Origin of the sequence: Butyrivibrio sp., from assembly GCF_017940685.1 — a bacterium.
Lineage (GTDB): Bacteria > Bacillota > Clostridia > Lachnospirales > Lachnospiraceae > Butyrivibrio.
This window is the reverse complement of the sequence record NZ_JAGAYD010000231.1, coordinates 1-18,540: the sequence shown is the minus strand read 5'-3', so window position 1 is coordinate 18,540 and position 18,540 is coordinate 1. Positions and strand designations below refer to the sequence as shown.

Sequence of the window (18,540 nt, the reverse complement as noted above, 5' to 3'; positions counted from 1 at the left end):
CTCTTAAGTGAAACAATCCTGTTAAATACAGGAGCGCCCTCCTTGGAGTCCTTGCTGTCCACACAGAAGAATCCGTTTCTTACGAACTGGAATTTATCATAAGCCTTGGCATCCTTAAGGGATGACTCAAGCTTGGCGTCCGCTATAACAGTGATGGAATGAGGGTTAAGGTTAAGTGAACCGTCCTCGTTGTAAACACCCTTCTCCTCATCAATGATGTTCTCGTAAAGTCTTACCTCTGCTGTAAGAGCATCCTTAGCTGCTACCCAGTGGATAGTACCCTTAACCTTGCGTCCGTCAGGGCTGTCTCCGCCCTTGGTTGCAGGATCATATGTGCAGTGGATCTCTGTTACCTTGCCATTTTCATCCTTAACAAAGCCGGTGCAGGTTACAAAGTAAGCATTCATAAGTCTTACTTCGTTGCCTGGGAAAAGTCTGAAGTACTTCTTAGGAGGCTCCTCCATGAAGTCCTCTCTTTCAATGTAAAGCTCTTTTCCAAAGGCGATCTTCCTGCTGCCCATCTCAGGAACTTCCTTGTTGTTCTCGATATCAAGGTACTCTGTCTCGCCCTCTGGATAGTTGTCGATCACGAGCTTAACAGGATCAAGGATTGCCATCATTCTTGGAGCCTTAAGCTTAAGGTCCTCTCTGATGCAGTACTCAAGCATTGCATACTCTGCTGTAGCCTGTGCCTTACTGATACCGCACATATCTACGAACATCTTGATGGACTCAGGTGTAAAGCCTCTTCTGCGAAGAGAAGCGATAGTTACAAGTCTTGGATCATCCCATCCATCTACGATTCCATCCTCAACAAGCTTCTTGATATATCTCTTACCTGTTACCACATTGTTGAGATACATCTTGGCGAACTCGATCTGACGAGGAGGATTCTGGTACTCGCACTCGTTCTTGACCCAGTCATATAAAGGTCTGTGGTCCTCAAACTCCAGTGTGCAAAGAGAATGTGTGATACCTTCGATGGCATCCTCGATAGGATGAGCAAAGTCGTACATAGGATAGATGCACCACTTATCGCCAGTTCTTGCATGTGTCATATGTGCAACACGATAGATGATAGGATCTCTCATGTTGATATTAGGTGAAGCCATATCGATCTTGGCACGCAGAGTCATTGCTCCGTCCTCTACCTTGCCACTTTTCATTTCCTCAAACAGGCGAAGGTTCTCTTCCACACTTCTGTCCCTGTCAGGGTCGTTCTTACCGGGCTCTGTAAGCGTACCTCTGTACTCTCTCATCTGCTCAGCTGTAAGAGTTGAGACATAAGCCTTGCCCTTTTTAATAAGCTTAACTGCATCCTCATACATCTCATCAAAGTAATCTGATGCATAGAAAAGTCTGTCCTCATAATCAGCACCAAGCCACTTAACGTCCTCGATGATGGCGTCCATGAACTCTGACTTCTCCTTGGTAGGATTGGTGTCGTCAAATCTCATGTTGAACTTGCCGCCATATTCCTTGGCCATTCCATAGTTTAAAAGTATGCTCTTGGCGTGACCTATATGAAGGAAGCCATTAGGCTCGGGAGGAAATCTTGTGTGGACATGATCGTAAACGCCCTCAGCCAGATCTTTATCGATCTCTCGCTCAATAAAATGTCTTCCATTTGGATTTGTTAATTCTTCTGCCATTCTAAAATAAAACCAACTTTCTTTTTGTTTTTAAAGTACATTATAGTATAACATAAACTCATCCGTTATACACATACTTTTCCTCAAAGGCCGCTCTTCTCATGGGTTTGTCGTAGTAGTAGCCCTGAATGTACTTGGCTCCAAGCTTTCTTACGATGTCCACCTGCTCCTTACTCTCGATACCCTCTACGCAGATCTCTGCTCCGATGGCCTTACCCATATCTACCATGGACCTTACCACAGCCTGTGAATACTTATCATCTACTATATCTGCTGCAAAATCCTTATCTATCTTGATAATATCAAAAGGAAGAGCTCTTATACTTGAAAGAGCTGAGTATCCGGTTCCAAAATCATCAAGAGCAAGCCTTACTCCAAGGCTCTTTATATCAAGAAGAGTCTGCTTGGTCCTTGCAAGGTCATTGATAGCAAGTCTCTCTGTAAGCTCTAATACTATATTCTTAGGATCGATCCCGTTTTCCTCAATACAGTTTTTGATCACATCCACGATGTCGTTTTGCATGATCTGCACAACTGATACATTGACGCTGATTGAGAATTCACCACATCCGGAATCGTTCCACTGTCTGCAGCATTCGCAGGCCTTTTTAAGAACATGATTTCCGATAGGAGTGATGAGTCCCAAATACTCCGCAAGAGGAATGAACTCATCGGGGCTAAGGAAGCCTAAAGAGGTGCTGTTCCAGCGAATAAGTGCCTCCGCGCCAATATGTTTTTTGCCGCCCTTTTTGCTCTCACTAATGACAGGCTGGAAGTAAACCTCAAACTCATCGCACTTCTTGGTGATGGCTGAGTACATATTCTTTTCAAGGTCAAGCCTGTGTATGGATGAGGAGTCGATGTTGTCTGAGTACTCCGCGATCCTGTTCTTTCCTGACTTTTTAGCCTCGTACATGGCCACGTCAGATTTTCTTATGAGTTCTGATACATTATCTCCGTGGTCTGGGAAAAGAACTACACCCATACTCATGGTGCAGTAGTAATCGCTGTCTTTAAGGTACCATGGTGTTGCAAAAGCGTTCTTTATCTCCTCTAAGATCTTGTCGATCCTTGGATAGCTCTCTGGAGGAACGATGATTACGAATTCATCTCCGCCCATACGATAACAGGAGTTGCTGATACCCTCAATCCTGCTGATGGTTCTTGAAATATCCTGAAGCAGTGCATCGCCGTACTGATGGCCCAATGAATCGTTGATGTGTTTAAAATCATCCAGGTCAAGGTACATAAGGGCGCCTCGCTGCCCAGTCTGTCTTGCCTCATCCACATACTTAGCCAGGTCTTTTTCGCAGCACATTCTGTTGAAAAGACCAGTTAAGAAATCAGTGTAGGCCTGCTGCTCAATGCGCTTCTGATACAGCTTTTTCTCAGTTACATCATAGATGGCGCAAAGAGATACCGGACGTCCGTCAACCCACTTGATCCTGGTGTAGTATACGTCGTACCACTTCTCTCTGTCTCTGTGGTGAACTTCATAGTTTCCACTGTGGCTCCTTGGAGGGATATTGGTCTCAAAGAGCTCTGGAAGCTTGTTCTCAGTAAGCTCTCTGCTAAAGTTCTTTTTAAAACTCCTGTTTGCAAAGAGCAGAACTCCCGTATTTATATCCCTTACATATATGGAACTTCCCACATTATCAAGGACCGCCTCCAGAGAAGCAAAAGAGCTTGCAAGGGAATTAGTCTGCAGCCTCTTGGTAATGATACTCTGCATGATCCTGATGGCGTCATTGACAAACTTGATGTCATCAATTGACCATATCCTGTTCTCCCTGTTTTCTGTAAGACAGGTGTAGAACATAGGACTTCCGTTTATAACAACAGGCATGGAGACTAAAGCCTTGATTCCAAGGTTCTCAAGCTGTTCTCTTTCGCCTGCATTCATCTGTGTATCAGAGGATACAACTATGGCCTTCTGAGTTCCCAAAAACCAGCATACTTCCTGGTCTGTAGTCTCAGGAAAGAGCTTGGAAGTACCAGGGTGGGTCCACTGGACTACAATGTCCATAAGTGTATCGTGATGTATCCTGCAGATAAAGGCGTTGCTTAGCTGAAGATATGAACACAGCTTAGTCAGAACCTCAGCCATGATCTCCTCAATGACCTCGTCGCTGTCAAGGAGGGATACTATCTCAGTCATGGTCTCGGCTCTGTGAAAAGAGCTGGTCATCTCTAGCTCTTTTAACTTGCTGCCTTCACTTATGGCAACAGCCTGTGACCTGGAAGCCTCAACACTTATAAGGACTGCCAGGGTCGCTCTCATCAAGTCTAAGGTCTTATAAAATTTATCTTCGGTGATCTGATACTGGAAATTATCGATAGGTGGATAATGGAAGAAAGCTTTGTCGTACTTGGCATCTGATAAAAGTGCCGCAACAACAAGTACAGCAGAAATTTTTCCACTATCCCCAACAGCAATTGCCGCCAGCTGAAGGTTGGGGATCTCAGTGATCTCCACTGCCTGATCCTCAAGTTCGCTGTCTGACACTCGCTTATAGATATTATGAATTCTTATTGGTGTAACGTATTTTTTGATGATCTCGATTTCATGGGAATTACCGGAAAACTCAGTTAAAGGAATGCCCTGTTCATCGAGACACAAAGCATAGACGCCGGCCATATTGCAGAACTTATCCTGCCAGGCCTGCATCTCGCCCTTGTGTTTTTGCGCAAAACTACCAAGGGTCCTGGTCTCATTTCCACCCTGACCCCCATTAGTGGTTTCCAAGTTGTCCACCATAGTAGTTATATCCTGCAAAACCTGCTCCTTGTATAAGGATTTTCCTATCTTACTGTCCGTCAACGCTGTAGTTAGGAGCTTCCTTAGTAATCTGAATATCGTGAGGATGAGATTCACGCAGAGCTGCTGAAGTCATCTTGATGAACTTACCGTTCTCCTTGAGAGCTTCAATTGTGTTGCAGCCACAATATCCCATTCCGGACCTGAGGCCTCCAATAAGCTGGAATACTGTATCTTCTACAGTTCCCTTATAAGCTACACGGCCTTCAACGCCTTCAGGAACGAGCTTTTTAGCATCTTCCTGGAAGTATCTGTCCTTAGAACCATTCTCCATAGCTGAGATTGATCCCATTCCTCTATAAACCTTATATTTTCTGCCCTGATAAAGCTCGAACTCACCTGGAGCTTCATCACAGCCAGCAAACATGGAGCCCATCATAACAAGGTTAGCTCCTGCTGCAATAGCTTTTGTAATATCGCCAGAGTACTTGATACCACCATCAGCGATAATAGGTACTCCATACTGCTTGGCCATTTCGTAGCAATCCATAACTGCTGTGATCTGAGGTACACCAATACCAGCAACTACACGGGTTGTGCAGATAGATCCAGGTCCGATACCAACCTTAACAGCGTCTGCACCAGCCTCAATGAGGTCCTTGGTAGCAGCTGCAGTTGCACAGTTTCCAGCAATAACCTGAAGATCCGGGAACTCTGCCTTGATCATACGAAGGCACTTAAGCACGTTCTCAGAATGTCCGTGAGCTGAGTCAAGAACAATAACGTCAACCTTGGCATCTACCAGTGCCTTAACTCTCTCAAGGCAGTTTGCAGAAATACCAACGCCAGCGCCACAAAGAAGTCTTCCCTGATCATCCTTGGCTGCTAATGGGTACTTTATAGTCTTCTCGATGTCCTTGATAGTGATAAGTCCAACGAGATTGTAATCGTCATCTACGATAGGAAGCTTTTCCTTTTTAGACTTGGCAAGGATGCTCTTTGCTTCCTCTAAGGTAATACCTTCCTTGGCAGTAATGAGGTTTTCTGAAGTCATTACCTCTTTTATTTTCTTGGAGAAGTCTTTTTCAAACTTAAGATCTCTGTTGGTGATGATACCAACAAGCTTCTTGCCCTCTGTGATAGGAACACCAGAGATCCTGAACTTAGCCATAAGTGAATCAGCATCAGCAAGTGTGTGATCTGGTGAAAGTGAAAAAGGATCAGTGATAACGCCGTTCTCAGATCTCTTTACCTTATCAACCTCTTCGGCCTGAGCCTCAATTGACATGTTCTTGTGGATGATACCAATTCCACCCTGTCTTGCCATGGCGATTGCCATTCTGTGCTCAGTTACAGTGTCCATACCAGCACTCATAAGTGGAATGTTGAGCTTGATCTTCTTGGTAAGATATGTTCCAACATCAACCTGATTAGGTATAACCTGTGAATATGCAGGTACTAAAAGTACATCATCAAAAGTAATTCCTTCGCCAATAATCTGTCCCATTATTTATCCCCTTTTAATCTGTGAAAACTTTCCTAGGTGCTACACTCTTTACTGCATTTATAAATTCAGCATTTGGTTCAAAAACAACCTTTTCTTTTCCGTCATATATGAATGTATATGTTGGATCAGGCTGTCTGCCCTGCTCTCTTGAAGAAAAATCAAGAGTCTTGTACTGTTTGTTCTTAAACTCATCAAGGTGATATGAACGTGATGGAGCAAAAGCCTCGATACGCTCAACCTCATATTTTGCCACGTTTTTGCGCTTACTCTTGTTGAGGATCTTGTCCACTGTGATTTCCCTGTCACAGTACTGATACTCAAACTCGATGTTTGCATTTAATGAAAGGAAATAATACGCAACTCCTGCAGCGACGCACAGGATAAGACCTACAATTCCAAGTGGGGTAAGAATTGAGGAAAGAAAGAAGATTACTGCCACTATCAGAGCCAGATAGCTGCCAAACTTCACTAGCGGCGAAGCTTTGCTCTCAATAAGGCACTCAACATAACTGTTATCACTTACCATTACTGATTGTCTCCTCCTAAGTCGATTAAATTACCGACTATCTTATATTACTTTCCAAGGACTTGCAAGGTTTTTTTCACACAATAATTTGGATTTTACAGGATTTTTCATTTGACAGTAAAATTGCATTTTCATATCATAACTAGGTATGAAAAAGCACTCATTAACATTATATATGTTTTAGCGCCAAAATTGTATTACATTTCTGTTAAGAAATTCTAAGGAGTGAAAAATGGCAGTTCGTGATGAGATAAGACAGCAGAGACAAAAGCTTAAAGGACAGGGCTTTAGGGCCCACTGGGATTACTTCTGGGAATACTACAAGATCCACACAATCGTAGCTGTTGTTGCGATCATTTTAGTTGTAACTCTCATAAGAGACATTGCAAACAGAAAGCCCTACGCCCTTTATTCATTGTTTGTAAACAACCAGGGCATGGAAACACAGCTTCTTTTGCAGGACGGCTTTGCAGAATATGCCGGAATCGACACCAGTTCAGAAAATGTCTTAGTAGATACTTCTTCTAACTATATAGGTTCATCTATCGATCAGACAACCGTTGCCACCAGCGAAAAGATCATGGCTCTCATCGCTGCATCTGAACTCGACGTATTCGTTTCAGACCTTGGCACAGCCTACCACTACGCATCCCAGGAAACATTCATGGATTTAAGGGACGTCTTTACCAAAGAAGAGCTGGACGCCATGTCAGACAGACTCTTCTACGTAGATCAGGCCTACGCCGACTATCTTGCATCAGAGGAATACACCGACTACATCACCACCGGCAAATTTGACGAGAGCAACAAGTACGCCGTTATGGCCGACAAATACAACAACACCTTCCAGTACGATGAGATCTCCCCTTCCGAAATGGATGATCCCGTCCCTGTAGGCATCAAGCTCGATAACTCCAAGGCACTGGCTGAGGCTCAGGCCTATCCTGGCTCCACCCCTGTTGCCGCCATCGTCATCAACACCGAGCGAATTGACCGCTCCAAGCAGTTCATCGAATATCTCATGCAGTAAACAACACGGGGACGGTTCTGCTGACACGGGGACGGTTCTACTGTCAGGTTTTATCAAAATAAAACCTGACAGTAGAACCGTCCCTATGTCAGCAGAACCGTCCCCGTGTCTTGTTTATACCTGTGTAGTCACGAAGATATCGTAGATGGCTGCGATGGCTTTTTCAAAGTCTCTGGTCTCGACACCGATGATGATGTTAAGCTCGGATGAGCCCTGGTCGATCATGCGGACATTGACAGAAGCGTGGGCCAAAGCTGAGAAGATTCTGCCAGCAGTTCCTCTTGTGGACTTCATGCCACGGCCAACGACTGCGATGAGTGCAAGGTCTGACTCGATCTCAAGCATATCAGGGTGAGCAAGTCTGTGGATCTCTGATACTACTGACTGCTCTTTTTCTATGAATTCGTCCTGCTGGACAAATACTGTCATGGTGTCGATTCCTGAAGGAACGTGCTCGATGGAGATGTTCTGATCTTCAAAGGCCTGAAGAACTTTTCTTACAAATCCAACCTCTGAGTTCATCTGATCCTTAAGGACGTTTACACAGCAGAAGCCCTTCTTACCAGCAATACCTGTGATAACGTACTTGGACTTTTTAGCTGTGGATTCAACAATCCATGTACCGGGATCTTCTGGCTTATTGGTATTTCTGATGTTGATGGGGATACCCTCTTTTCTTACAGGGAAGATGGCATCCTCGTGAAGAACTGAAGCTCCCATGTAAGCAAGCTCTCGAAGCTCTGTGTATGTGATAGTCTCGATGTATGGTGGCTTGTCGATGATCCTTGGATCTGCAACAAGGAAGCCTGAAACATCTGTCCAGTTCTCGTATACATCTGCCTTGATGGCTCTGGATACGATTGAACCTGTGATGTCTGATCCGCCTCTTGAGAAGGTCTTGATCTTGCCGTCAGCATAAGCTCCGTAGAAACCAGGGATAACAGCCTTAGGTGTCTTTTCAAGCTTCTTACCCATGAGCTTGTTGGTCTTTTCACTGTCGAAGTCGCCGTTCTTATCAAAGGCAACTACTGTTGCTGAGTCGATAAACTCATATCCAAGATAGGCTGCCATGATGATACCATTAAGATACTCACCTCTGCTGGCTGCGTAGTCGCTTCCAGCCTTGTCTTTAAAGCTCTTTTCAATAGTCTTAAACTCACTTGAAAGATCAAGCTTAAGCTTAAGTCCCTTTATAATCTCGTCATATCTTGCCTTGATGGCATCAAGATCTTTCTTAAAGTCCTTTCCTGCCTCTGCAAGGGCGTAGGTCTTATAGAGCATGTCTGTGACCTTGGTGTCCTTGGAATTTCTTTTTCCGGGAGCAGATGGAACCACGTAAACGCGGTCAGGATCTGACTTGATGATATCTGCTACCTTCTTGAACTGCTCTGAACTTGCAAGTGAACTTCCACCAAACTTAACTACCTTCTTCATTGTTTCACAATCTTCCTTCTTTTCTTTTTCTTAATATAATCTGATATATCCCTTGACGCTGTCCAGTTTCCACAGCTTTTCTTCAAAATCCTTTTCGGAAATATTAGGCGTGATAAATGCAAACTCGCCGTGTACGCTTATTCCAGTTACTTCCTCGATATTCTCGCCAAAGATGCTCATGGCCTGTGCCTTTAATTCAGCAGGGACTCTTACGAAGAACATGCGAACTGCATTGTCCTTGGGAGAAAGAACTGCCTTCTCCGACTTCATGTTGACTTCGATGTGCTTTCCTTTGTGCTTGATGATATCAATTACATCTGCAACTACTGCACTTGCTGTGGCGTTCTTGCCTGCGCCCTTTCCGTAGAACATAACATCGCCAAGCATATTTCCATGTACGTTGATGGCATTGAATACACCATTTACATTGGCAAGAGGATTCTCATATGGAATAAGGAATGGTGCAACAATAGTAAAGAAGCCATTCTCATTTTTCTTGCACATTCCAAGGAGCTTTATTGCCATTCCAAGGTTTCTTGCATAGTCGAAATCCTCAATACTGATCTTGCTGATACCCTCAGTATAGATGTCTTCGTAGTTTACATGCTGTCCGCTCATAAGGCTAGAGAGGATGGCAATCTTTCTACAGGCGTCGTACCCTTCAACGTCAGCTTCAGGATTCTTTTCTGCATAACCCTTGTCCTGAGCGGCCTTAAGAACTGTGGCAAAGCCAATTCCTTCCTTGTCCATCTTAGTAAGGATGTAGTTGGTTGTTCCATTTAAGATTCCTGTGATGGAATCGATCTTTTCATGTTTAAGGGAGTCATTGATGGTGCGAAGAAGTGGAATTCCGCCGCCAACACTAGCTTCAAACAGATAGCTGGCTCCGTTCTTTTTTGCAAGCTCCACAAGCTCTGGTCCATGAACAGCCACCAGCTCTTTGTTGGAGGTGCAAACGCTTTTGCCTCTCTCAAGAGCACTCTTTTCAAAAGAAAAAGCTGGCTCGATTCCGCCCATGGTCTCACAGATAACTTCTATTTCAGGATCGTCCAGAATGATGTTAATGTCATGGACAACCTGTGTCTCATGCTTATCCCCAGGGAAATCCCTAAGGTCTAAAATGTACTTAACTTCAATCTTTTCTCCGGCACTTCCTGCTACTTCCAAAGCGTTGGTGTCCAGAACCTCAACAACACCGCTTCCAACTGTGCCATATCCCAGTACTGCTACTTTTGCCATCTTGATGCCTCCTTTTATGTCAATGTGGCACTTCGTCCTGTAATGTGGACCTTGTGCACACCTTCTGTCTTTTCCATTATGGATATCATCTCCATGATATCCTTGGTTGTTTCCAAAACCTGGATTGTGATAGAAATAGATGCCACCCCGTTAAGAGGAATGGATTGATGTATCGTAAGAATGTTAGCTCCGAAATCTGCTATGAGATTGAGAACATAGGATAAAAGTCCCACTTCGTCGTTCATCTGGAAGGTCAACGTAAGTGTGGTGCCCTGAAGGCTGTCATGAAATTCATATATGTCTTCTTTATATTTGTAAAAAGAGCTGCGGCTGATCCCAAGGCTTGCTGCTGCCTCATTGACAGTTTTAACCTTGCCAGACTCAAGGAGTTTCTTGGCTTCCACCACCTTGAGAAGTACATCTGGAACTGCCTGCTTTCTTATTACGTAGTATCCTGTATCCTGCTGCACCTTAAGAAGCACCTTTCTGTTTTTCTGTGGCATACAATTGTCTGTCTGTGTCAGTATAGTGTTTTTCTCGGGCGGACATTTGTATGCACTGGAAAGAGTTTATCACAGTGAAGTTATAAAGACAAGCATTAATTTTTATAAATATTCATCTTTTATGCATTTTTCTTTGTTAATATTTCCCAAACGCCAAAGACAGATATCCCATAAGACATAAAAAGACCTGGCACCTCATGTACTAAGATGCCAGGTCTGTAGCTTTCTGTTATCATTTGATCATATCTGCTTTGCTGATGGAGCAGACTCGTTTTCTTCAGACTCGTTCGTCTCAGTTGACTCCTTACTGTCCGCTTCTTTTACTTCAACCGCCTCTGTGCTGCCTGTCTCTTCTGCCTCAGCGTCCTCTTCATCCAGCTCGTGCTTAACTTCAAGAGTCATACCATACTTGTTGCCAAGGAAGATGAAGCCAGCGTAGCCGTTCTCATCAAGAAGTGACATGGTATCTTCACCAGCAGGAATTGTGAAACTGAGGCGATCGCCCACATACTCTTTTCTAAGAAAGCTCACCTGAAGTGAAACATCAGGCCTCTTTGCCAGAGCCTCCATAACCTGTTTGTTAAAGTTGATGAAAAGAGATGTCTTGACCTTTACAGTGAAGTCCTGAGGCGCAACCTCTATCTGCCTTGCAATGTCGCCCTGGAAACAGTAGTACGCTGGATATGGCCTAAAGTACCAAACCTTGTCGCACTCCTCGCACATATAGTTTATGGTTCCATCTGCAGACTCACTGGCGTTCCGCTTAGCGATCCACCTGAAGTGGTGCACGTGAGTTGGGTCATTCTGAAGGGCGTGACGGGCATCTGCTGCCTCTTTTATGGCTCTGTCGTAGTCAGAGAGCTGTTCCTCTTCCTGAGCTTCTTGCGCCTCAATGTTGTCCTTGTCTGTTTCTTCTATATTTTCTTTATCTGTATCTTCTGTCTTATCATCTGCCTCCTGCGAAACAGCTAAAGCCTCCGCCTTATCATCGTTCTCAGCATAAGCTATGCTGCCCTTTACAGGAAACGCTATTAGCATTGCTGCCGCAACAGCCATCGCCACTACTCTTTTAATGATGAATTTACTTTTTTTCATATATGATTATCTCCAAAAATGTTTTTCCTAATACTTATTATAACCGCTTCCCAGCTGAATTCTACACCATTTCATCTTTTTTGTGTCAAAATTTGTTTTAAATCTTTTTAAAAAAAGTGAAGACTTTCTATTCGGTGAATCGTTATATTATATGAAGGACGAAAAATAGACTATCCAAAACGCGTTGAGGGAAACAGTGGGGAACACAGATTCAAATGAAAAGTTAATACAGCTGATGACTTCCTATGAGAATCTGGTTTTTTCCATTTGTCTCAAGATGTGCGGCGACTACTTTGCAGCACAGGACATCACTCAGGAGACCTTCATCTCAGCCTTTGAGCACCTTGAAAGCCTCTCTGAAGGATCTGAAAAGGCCTGGATCTGCAGGATAGCTTCAAACAAGTGCATCGATTATCTTAAGTCTTCTGAGAGAAAGGCTTCTCCAACACCCGAAGAGGAAATGCCAGAAAACGTCACTTCAAGAGATGGCCCCTTAGAAACCTTTGTAGCAAAGGATGTGTATAAAGAGTTTACTGACAACTGCAATGCACTTCCTGACAACTATAAAGAAGCGGCCAGAATGCATTTTATAGATGGCCTTACGGCAAAAGAGATCTCGCTAAAAACGGGAGTTCCTCTTAAGAACGTTCAGACCAGGATCTACAGGGCACGGGAAATGCTAAAAACAAAAATGAGAAAGGAGGATTTTCTATCATGACATTTAATAATGATTACTTGTCCGACGAAGAGCTAAGTGCACTTATCGCTGAAACTGAAAGTGAAGGATTGGTACAGGCGCCCAGGGGACTGCATGCAGAAGTAATAAGCAGGATTGATAGAAATCCTGCCAGATCTCAAAAAGAAAGAACAGTAGATTTTTATAAGTTCACCTACAAGGTTGTATTGTCGGTTGCCGCAGCTCTTTTACTAATGACTCTTCTGCCCCGCACCATTGATACAAGAAGGCCTGTCCCAACCAAAGAAGAAGTACTGAAAGAAAGAGCAATAAATAGCGAGTTACACATACTACCGCAAAAACAAAGCCCAACAAAAGATGAGGTTCAAAATGATCTCAAAAAGAAGGATCTCATTACAATGCTGGAAGATTACATAACCGAAAAGGGAGGGATTTTAAAATGAAACCTATGAAAAAGAGCAGATTCTTTACTTTTATATTTTCACTTCTGCCAGGAGCAGCCGAGATGTATATGGGCTTTATGAAAAATGGTCTGAGCCTTATGTGTCTGTTCTTTGCAGCATGCGGACTTTTAATGTGTGTCCGTTTTGACTTCATGATGGCAGTCATTGCCGTGATCTGGTTCTGGGGATTTTTCCACGCAAGAAATATAGCAGGTCTTGATGATGAGCACTTTGCAAACTACGAAGACAGGTATATCTGGGAAGAATACCTTACCCCTGGCACCTTCGATATCAAGAGTAAGACCCTGCGCACTGTATTTGCAGCATTCATTATCCTTATAGGTCTTGGCATGGCATGGGATTACATCATGGACATCGTAATAGATTTTATCCCCGGAGATTATTGGGACACCATCTATCCTATCTTTGACAATATTCCAAGTCTTGTGATCGGCATAGCACTTATCGTTGCCGGCATTGTCCTTATCAAGGGTAAAAAGAAAGAACTGCTGGCCATTGAGCAAAAGGAGGAGATCACAGATGGAGAATCAAATAAGAACGCATAGAGTTGGGTCTATAACAGCCGGCCTTTCCTTGATAGTTTTCGGAGTGCTGTTTATCCTTCATCTCTTCATTGGAAGTCTTGACTATGCACTGATATTCAGGCTCTGGCCTCTTATGTTAATAGGGCTCGGAGTAGAGCTTTTAATATCAAACTATAAAAGCGATCAGGTTATTTACGACAAGCCAGCAGTAGTACTTCTTTTTATAACAACCATATTTGCCATGTCCATGGCAGGAGCTGACATCCTGCTTCAAATTGCAAAAGAAGGTCTTTTCAACTGATAGCACCGTTATAAACCACATCTGGCATATTCATTCCCTGCAAATAATTTGCTAAGATAAATGTACCATTTAGCACATGATTCAATTATGAGGGGATAAAAAGGAATGAAAAAGATCAGTTCTATTATTAGCAATATCTGTGTTTCTACTCTGATTTTACTGAGCATCACCGGTTGTGGCGCATGGTCCAGGCAAAGAGAAATAAACGAAGGCCCTGAGGATGAAGACCAAAGGGATACACTGTTTCAGGTTTCACTCCTGCAGGGCCTTACCTTTGGAGATTACCACGGAAGCGTTCCTGTTTCCGAACTTATGAAAAGAGGCGACATTGGGATCGGGACCTTTGATGGTCTAAACGGCGAGCTCATCGCTTTAGACGGCGTTGTCTACAGGGCCGCTGCCGACGGAAGCGTCGAAACAGTAGGAAACGATGAGCTGATCCCATTTTCCAATGTCACATTCTTTGATGAGGACGAAGTCCTTGAGATTGGAGCTGTAGCTGATATCGATGAGCTTAAAGCTCTTCTTGATAACAAGGTAAAAGAGCTTGGTGTAAACAGGTTCTATATGGTCCGCATAGACGGGGATTTTACCACAATGAACGTTCGGAGCGAGTACTCGCAAAAAGAGCCTTATGAACCACTCGCAAAAGTTCTTGAAACCGACCAGACCTTCTTTGACTACGAAAACATCGAGGGCACTGTAGTTGCCCTATACTGCCCGCCTTACATGGACAGCCTCAATGCCACAGGCTGGCATCTTCACTTCATTTCCGGCGACAGGCTATATGGCGGTCATGTCCTTGGCCTTAGTTTTGATAGCGCTACTGCAAAGCTGGACTACACTGATGGCTTTGAGATGCTACTTCCTGAAAACGAATTGTTTAACGGCTTTGATCTGACTATTGACCAGTCAGAAGATATAAAAAAGGTTGAGACTGACGCTGAATCCAAGGATAATTAGTTAATATCTTTTAGTCTTACTACTCTACACTTTTATCTTTAAGCCTCTTGTAGGTCCACTCTTTGATAAGAGAATATATTACCGAGGTAAGCGGAATAAAAAACAGCATTCCTGCAACTCCCATAAGGCTGGATCCTACAGTAACCGCGAAAAGAACCCACATAGATGGAAGTCCCACACTACCACCAACAACCTTAGGATATATCAGATTTCCTTCAATTTGCTGAAGTATCAGGAATATTACAATAAACAAAAGCGCCTTTTCCGGACTGTCCATAAGTATAAGAAACGCTCCAACCGCACATCCTATAAATGCGCCCACCACAGGAATAAGAGCCGTAAAGGCAATTAAAATACTGATCAAAAATGCATATGGAAGTCTTGTAATCAAAAGAACTATTAGAAACATTGCGCCGAGAATACACGCCTCAAGACACTGGCATGAAATAAAGCTTGAGAATGTATCTGAAAATTTCTTGGCTACATAGTTTATTTTGCCGCGGATCTTCTCAGGAAACAACGCAGTAATAAGCATCTGCACCTGTCTGTACAGATTTTCTTTTTGCATAAGTATATAGCAGGCAAAAACTATGCCTATAGCCACCGAAGCCATCATAGACAACGCAGCCTTTGCAGCAGAAAACGCACTGCCAAAAGCACTGCCCACTCCGCTCTTTAAAAATGAAGTTACAGCAGAAATCACACTGTTAGCATTTATATCCAGGGATTCTATCTGAGCCTGTATCTCTTTATTACCAGAAAAGAAATTCTCGGCATAACTCTGCAATTTGGGAAGCGAAGTATTCATAGCCTTCACAAGCTGATTTGCAGTTGTTCCGAGTTGCGGGACAACAACCATGATCACACAGCTGATCACTAAAAGTACAAGTACGATCGTGACAATCATGGAAACAGGTCTTACAAATTTCCTGCCCTTCCACTTTTTGAACCATTTTTCCTCTATATCTCTCATGGGGATATTAATTATAAAAGCAATTATTGCCCCTATCACAAAGGGCAGCAGAATTCCCCAGACAAAGGCAATTATCGCCCCAATAGCCCTGTAGTTCAATATTATAAAAAATACTACTCCGGTAAATAATACTATCTGACAGATTCTTTTAAAAGTTGTAGTCGTCATGTCCATTCAAAGCCTCCGCTTTTTGTTATGCTGCTTCAAATTTTTAAATTTACCAAAATTATAAAGAAGCCAAAACAAAATGTAAAATGTTCGATGAATTGAAGCTTGATTAATTACGAAAGGCCATGGCAAACGCCATGGCCTTTCGCAACGCTTATAAAAGGAAAGAGTAAAAAATAGGAGGATTTCATAATGAAATCTTTTAACCTTTTACTGCACCTGCAGATACACCACCAACGATATATCTTGAAAGAAGCAGGTAAATCACGATAACCGGGAAGATTGATGCTGCGATCATGATGTAAATCTGTCCCATATCGAAACGTAACCAGTCAGCACCACGCAGCTGAGCGATCATAACAGGAAGTGTCTTCTTGGTATCTGTATGAAGGATCAGGGCTGGTGTGAAGTAGTTATTCCAGCTACCTACAAAAGCGAAGATCATCTGTACGCTAATAGCAGGTTTAATAAGTGGAAGTATAATTGTGTTAAATGTACGGAACTCACCAGATCCATCAATTCTTGCTGCTTCTACCAGTGAAAGAGGAAGGTTGCTCTCCATGTACTGCTTGATATAGAAATATGTAACAGGAGAAGCAATTGCAGGAATAATAAGTGGAACAATTGAGTCATCCATACCAAGTCTTACGATCAAACGCAGGAAACCAAGAGCTGTAACCTGTCCAGGGATCATCATGATAGCCAGGATAAAGGTTGCAATTGCTGCTCTTCCCTTGAATCTGTAGGTATTGATAGCATAAGCTGTCATAGCTGAGAAGTATGATGTAAGACAAGCTGTGCAAGCTGAAACGATGATACTGTTTACAAATCCCTTTGCGATAGGAATAGTACCGTTTACAAGGCTGCTCCAGTTATCCAAAAGGTGAGTACTTGGAAGTACTGTAAATCCAAGTGTCATCTCTGAGTGTGATCTTGTTGAGTTAATAAGCAAAATGTAAAACCAAATAAGGCAAAGGAATGAGAAGAATGCAAGTACAATATATGCAATTGTTCTTCTGACTCCGATTGGAACGCCGTGAGGCTTCATCTGTATATCGTTATTCATCCTTGTATCTCCTCTCTCAATCTTTATCCTTAGTAGTGTTTATTCTGAATACGATCAAACTAAGAATACCGGTTACAATAAACATGAATACTGACAAAGCACCACCACGACCAACGTCTTTACTGGTCAGGTATCTGTTCAGCAACATGATTACTGTGGTCAGGGAATCTGTAGGATTACCACGACCATTGGTCAGGATCTGAGGAACATCGAACATCTGCAAACCACCGATAAGTGATGTGATAAGCACATATACGAAAATAGGACGAAGAATAGGCATTGTGATCTTAAAGAATACCTGTGAAGCTGTAGCACCATCAACCTGTGCTGCTTCATAAAGTGATGAGTCAATACCAAGCATACCTGCCATAAGAAGGATTGTGGTATTACCAAACCACATCAGGAAGTTCATGAGCATTACAAGAACCCTGGATGCAATAACAAACTGGAAGAACTTGTATGGCTCTTTGATAAGGTGAAGACTTAAAAGGATCTGGTTCACAGGGCCGCTGTCTGAGAACAATGCAAAGAACAGCATTGAGAAAGCTGACGCCATGATCAGGTTAGGCATATAGATAACGGTCTTAAAAAATCTCTGTCCCTTAAGCCTGAGGGAAGGATCTGAAAACCAGTATGCCAGCAAAAGAGCTATAACAATCTGAGGAATAAAACCACCGATCCACATGATCAGGGTATTTCCTAAATATTTCCAAACTTCCGCGGTACCGAGCAGGTTTCCATAGTTGGCAAGACCAACAAAGTTAGGTCCTATCTGCTTAAGACCGGAACGATAGTTTTCAAAGAAACTGTTGTAAATTGTTGAACAAAGCGGAATAAAACTGAATATTACATAAGTAACAAAGAATGGAATAAGAAAGATGTAACCCCATCTGTTGAACTTTACTACGTTCTTATTGGACTGTTTCTTGTCCATACTCTACCTCCACAAATTACTCTTTTTGGAACTACAAGCGTTTTTTTAAAATTGCCTGCCGGCGCAATGACCGGCAGGCAAATGAATAGTTAAGACATAAACCTATGCAGGATTATTTTGAAAGCTCAGGATATCTCTGAAGTGCAAGTGTGTAGAACTGCTCAAGAGCCTCATCATATGTAGCATAGTTGCCATTGATGTAGTCACCCATAGCTGTCTGGAAGTCTCCAAGAAGACCCTGATCATAAGCTGTAAGGTTAGCCATATCGATCTTGTCAGCGCCTGCACAGAACATCTTAAGAGCGTTCTGTCCGCCAAGAACTGCATTTGAGTAGTTAGGATCGTTTGCAAGCTCTTCCATAACAGGTCTGTTGTTTACGAAGTCATTGTCCTTAAGAACGATATCCTTCATAACTTCAGGATCCATTGTCATCTTTCTCATGATATCAGCAACGAGAGAAGCGTTGTCTGTTCCAGTTGCTGCACAGATCCATGTTCCGCCCCAGTAGAAGCCCTGAGGTCCCTCTGTAGCTGCCCAGCCACCATCGTGTGCTACTGAGCCTTCTACATCAGCTGCCATACAGAAGTCGATAAGCCAAGCTGGTCCAAAGTAAGCGAATACCTTTCCTTCAGGATAGAATCCCTTGTTCCAGTCCTCACCCCACTGGCCCCATGTGTTGCAGTAGCCAGCATCTGCAAGCTTCTT

Annotated in this window: 17 protein-coding genes and 1 pseudogene; 6 read left to right on the top strand and 12 right to left on the bottom strand. The window is 43.1% G+C overall.

What is annotated here, in order from left to right:
• From J6I68_RS13760 to J6I68_RS13745, 4 genes are all read right to left on the bottom strand, one after another.
• The coding region (locus J6I68_RS13760) for a glutamine--tRNA ligase/YqeY domain fusion protein (RefSeq protein ID WP_292221161.1) at positions 1-1,652 on the bottom strand (1,652 nt) is incomplete at its 3' end.
• A 58-nt stretch (positions 1,653-1,710) separates the two neighbouring features.
• On the bottom strand, positions 1,711-4,428 hold the full coding sequence (locus tag J6I68_RS13755; RefSeq protein WP_292221159.1) for a sensor domain-containing phosphodiesterase: 2,718 nt from the start codon (positions 4,426-4,428) through the stop codon (positions 1,711-1,713).
• Between the two features lie 31 nt (positions 4,429-4,459).
• Entirely contained in the window at positions 4,460-5,917 is a 1,458-nt protein-coding gene (guaB, locus tag J6I68_RS13750) for an IMP dehydrogenase (protein WP_292221158.1), read from the bottom strand.
• Between the two features lie 13 nt (positions 5,918-5,930).
• On the bottom strand, positions 5,931-6,443 hold the full coding sequence (locus J6I68_RS13745; RefSeq protein WP_292221157.1) for a DUF6106 family protein: 513 nt from the start codon (positions 6,441-6,443) through the stop codon (positions 5,931-5,933).
• Positions 6,444-6,675: 232 nt separating this feature from the next.
• Between J6I68_RS13745 and J6I68_RS13740 the strand changes: the two genes are divergently transcribed.
• Positions 6,676-7,473, top strand: coding sequence for a hypothetical protein (locus J6I68_RS13740; RefSeq protein WP_292221156.1), 798 nt, complete (start codon positions 6,676-6,678; stop codon positions 7,471-7,473).
• Positions 7,474-7,587: 114 nt separating this feature from the next.
• Here J6I68_RS13740 and J6I68_RS13735 read toward each other — a convergent pair whose 3' ends face one another.
• The 4 genes from J6I68_RS13735 to J6I68_RS13720 all read right to left on the bottom strand — a co-directional run bounded on the left by J6I68_RS13735 (position 7,588) and on the right by J6I68_RS13720 (position 11,744).
• Positions 7,588-8,907 (bottom strand): aspartate kinase, encoded by a 1,320-nt coding sequence (locus J6I68_RS13735; protein ID WP_292221154.1) that lies wholly within the window; start codon positions 8,905-8,907, stop codon positions 7,588-7,590.
• A 30-nt stretch (positions 8,908-8,937) separates the two neighbouring features.
• The gene (locus J6I68_RS13730) at positions 8,938-10,146 is read right to left on the bottom strand and encodes a homoserine dehydrogenase (protein WP_292221152.1); all 1,209 of its coding nucleotides are present in this window, start codon (positions 10,144-10,146) and stop codon (positions 8,938-8,940) included.
• Positions 10,147-10,160: 14 nt separating this feature from the next.
• On the bottom strand, positions 10,161-10,616 hold the full coding sequence (locus J6I68_RS13725; protein ID WP_442861729.1) for an ACT domain-containing protein: 456 nt from the start codon (positions 10,614-10,616) through the stop codon (positions 10,161-10,163).
• 273 nt (positions 10,617-10,889) lie between these two features.
• A complete protein-coding gene (locus tag J6I68_RS13720) occupies positions 10,890-11,744 on the bottom strand; it encodes a hypothetical protein (RefSeq protein ID WP_292221150.1) in 855 nt (284 codons plus the stop codon).
• A gap of 196 nt (positions 11,745-11,940) precedes the next feature.
• On the opposite strand from J6I68_RS13720, the gene J6I68_RS13715 reads away from it, so the two are divergent.
• From J6I68_RS13715 to budA, 5 genes are all read left to right on the top strand, one after another.
• Complete coding sequence (locus J6I68_RS13715; RefSeq protein ID WP_292221148.1) at positions 11,941-12,462, top strand: RNA polymerase sigma factor; 522 nt, start codon at positions 11,941-11,943, stop codon at positions 12,460-12,462.
• Positions 12,459-12,884 carry a hypothetical protein gene (locus J6I68_RS13710; RefSeq protein WP_292221146.1) on the top strand — a complete coding sequence of 142 codons (426 nt, stop codon included), beginning with the start codon at positions 12,459-12,461 and terminating at the stop codon, positions 12,882-12,884. The genes J6I68_RS13715 and J6I68_RS13710 overlap by 4 nt, the downstream gene beginning before the upstream one ends.
• On the top strand, positions 12,881-13,450 hold the full coding sequence (locus J6I68_RS13705) for a hypothetical protein (protein ID WP_292221144.1): 570 nt from the start codon (positions 12,881-12,883) through the stop codon (positions 13,448-13,450). The genes J6I68_RS13710 and J6I68_RS13705 overlap by 4 nt, the downstream gene beginning before the upstream one ends.
• Positions 13,425-13,730, top strand: coding sequence for a LiaF transmembrane domain-containing protein (locus tag J6I68_RS13700; RefSeq protein WP_292221143.1), 306 nt, complete (start codon positions 13,425-13,427; stop codon positions 13,728-13,730). Before J6I68_RS13705 ends, J6I68_RS13700 begins: the two co-directional genes overlap by 26 nt.
• A gap of 105 nt (positions 13,731-13,835) precedes the next feature.
• Positions 13,836-14,693, top strand: a complete 858-nt coding sequence (budA, locus tag J6I68_RS13695) for an acetolactate decarboxylase (protein ID WP_292221142.1) — start codon at positions 13,836-13,838, stop codon at positions 14,691-14,693.
• Positions 14,694-14,712: 19 nt separating this feature from the next.
• Here the strand turns inward: budA and J6I68_RS13690 are convergent, their stop codons facing one another.
• From J6I68_RS13690 to J6I68_RS13675, 4 genes and pseudogenes are all read right to left on the bottom strand, one after another.
• Positions 14,713-15,840: an AI-2E family transporter gene (locus J6I68_RS13690; protein WP_292221141.1), complete on the bottom strand. Its 1,128-nt coding sequence runs from the start codon at positions 15,838-15,840 to the stop codon at positions 14,713-14,715.
• A 196-nt stretch (positions 15,841-16,036) separates the two neighbouring features.
• Complete coding sequence (locus J6I68_RS13685; protein WP_292221140.1) at positions 16,037-16,900, bottom strand: carbohydrate ABC transporter permease; 864 nt, start codon at positions 16,898-16,900, stop codon at positions 16,037-16,039.
• A gap of 16 nt (positions 16,901-16,916) precedes the next feature.
• Positions 16,917-17,834: a carbohydrate ABC transporter permease gene (locus J6I68_RS13680; protein WP_292221138.1), complete on the bottom strand. Its 918-nt coding sequence runs from the start codon at positions 17,832-17,834 to the stop codon at positions 16,917-16,919.
• Positions 17,835-17,946: 112 nt separating this feature from the next.
• Positions 17,947-18,540: pseudogene (locus J6I68_RS13675) on the bottom strand (carbohydrate ABC transporter substrate-binding protein); the annotation flags it as partial.

Coding starts and splice junctions, on each gene's coding strand:
- guaB (WP_292221158.1), bottom strand. CDS start 5,917: ATGGGACAGATTATTGGCGAAGGAATTACTTTTGATGATGTACTTTTA.
- J6I68_RS13745 (WP_292221157.1), bottom strand. CDS start 6,443: ATGGTAAGTGATAACAGTTATGTTGAGTGCCTTATTGAGAGCAAAGCT.
- J6I68_RS13740 (WP_292221156.1), top strand. CDS start 6,676: ATGGCAGTTCGTGATGAGATAAGACAGCAGAGACAAAAGCTTAAAGGA.
- J6I68_RS13735 (WP_292221154.1), bottom strand. CDS start 8,907: ATGAAGAAGGTAGTTAAGTTTGGTGGAAGTTCACTTGCAAGTTCAGAG.
- J6I68_RS13730 (WP_292221152.1), bottom strand. CDS start 10,146: ATGGCAAAAGTAGCAGTACTGGGATATGGCACAGTTGGAAGCGGTGTT.
- J6I68_RS13720 (WP_292221150.1), bottom strand. CDS start 11,744: ATGAAAAAAAGTAAATTCATCATTAAAAGAGTAGTGGCGATGGCTGTT.
- J6I68_RS13710 (WP_292221146.1), top strand. CDS start 12,459: ATGACATTTAATAATGATTACTTGTCCGACGAAGAGCTAAGTGCACTT.
- J6I68_RS13705 (WP_292221144.1), top strand. CDS start 12,881: ATGAAACCTATGAAAAAGAGCAGATTCTTTACTTTTATATTTTCACTT.
- J6I68_RS13700 (WP_292221143.1), top strand. CDS start 13,425: ATGGAGAATCAAATAAGAACGCATAGAGTTGGGTCTATAACAGCCGGC.
- budA (WP_292221142.1), top strand. CDS start 13,836: ATGAAAAAGATCAGTTCTATTATTAGCAATATCTGTGTTTCTACTCTG.
- J6I68_RS13690 (WP_292221141.1), bottom strand. CDS start 15,840: ATGGACATGACGACTACAACTTTTAAAAGAATCTGTCAGATAGTATTA.
- J6I68_RS13685 (WP_292221140.1), bottom strand. CDS start 16,900: ATGAATAACGATATACAGATGAAGCCTCACGGCGTTCCAATCGGAGTC.
- J6I68_RS13680 (WP_292221138.1), bottom strand. CDS start 17,834: ATGGACAAGAAACAGTCCAATAAGAACGTAGTAAAGTTCAACAGATGG.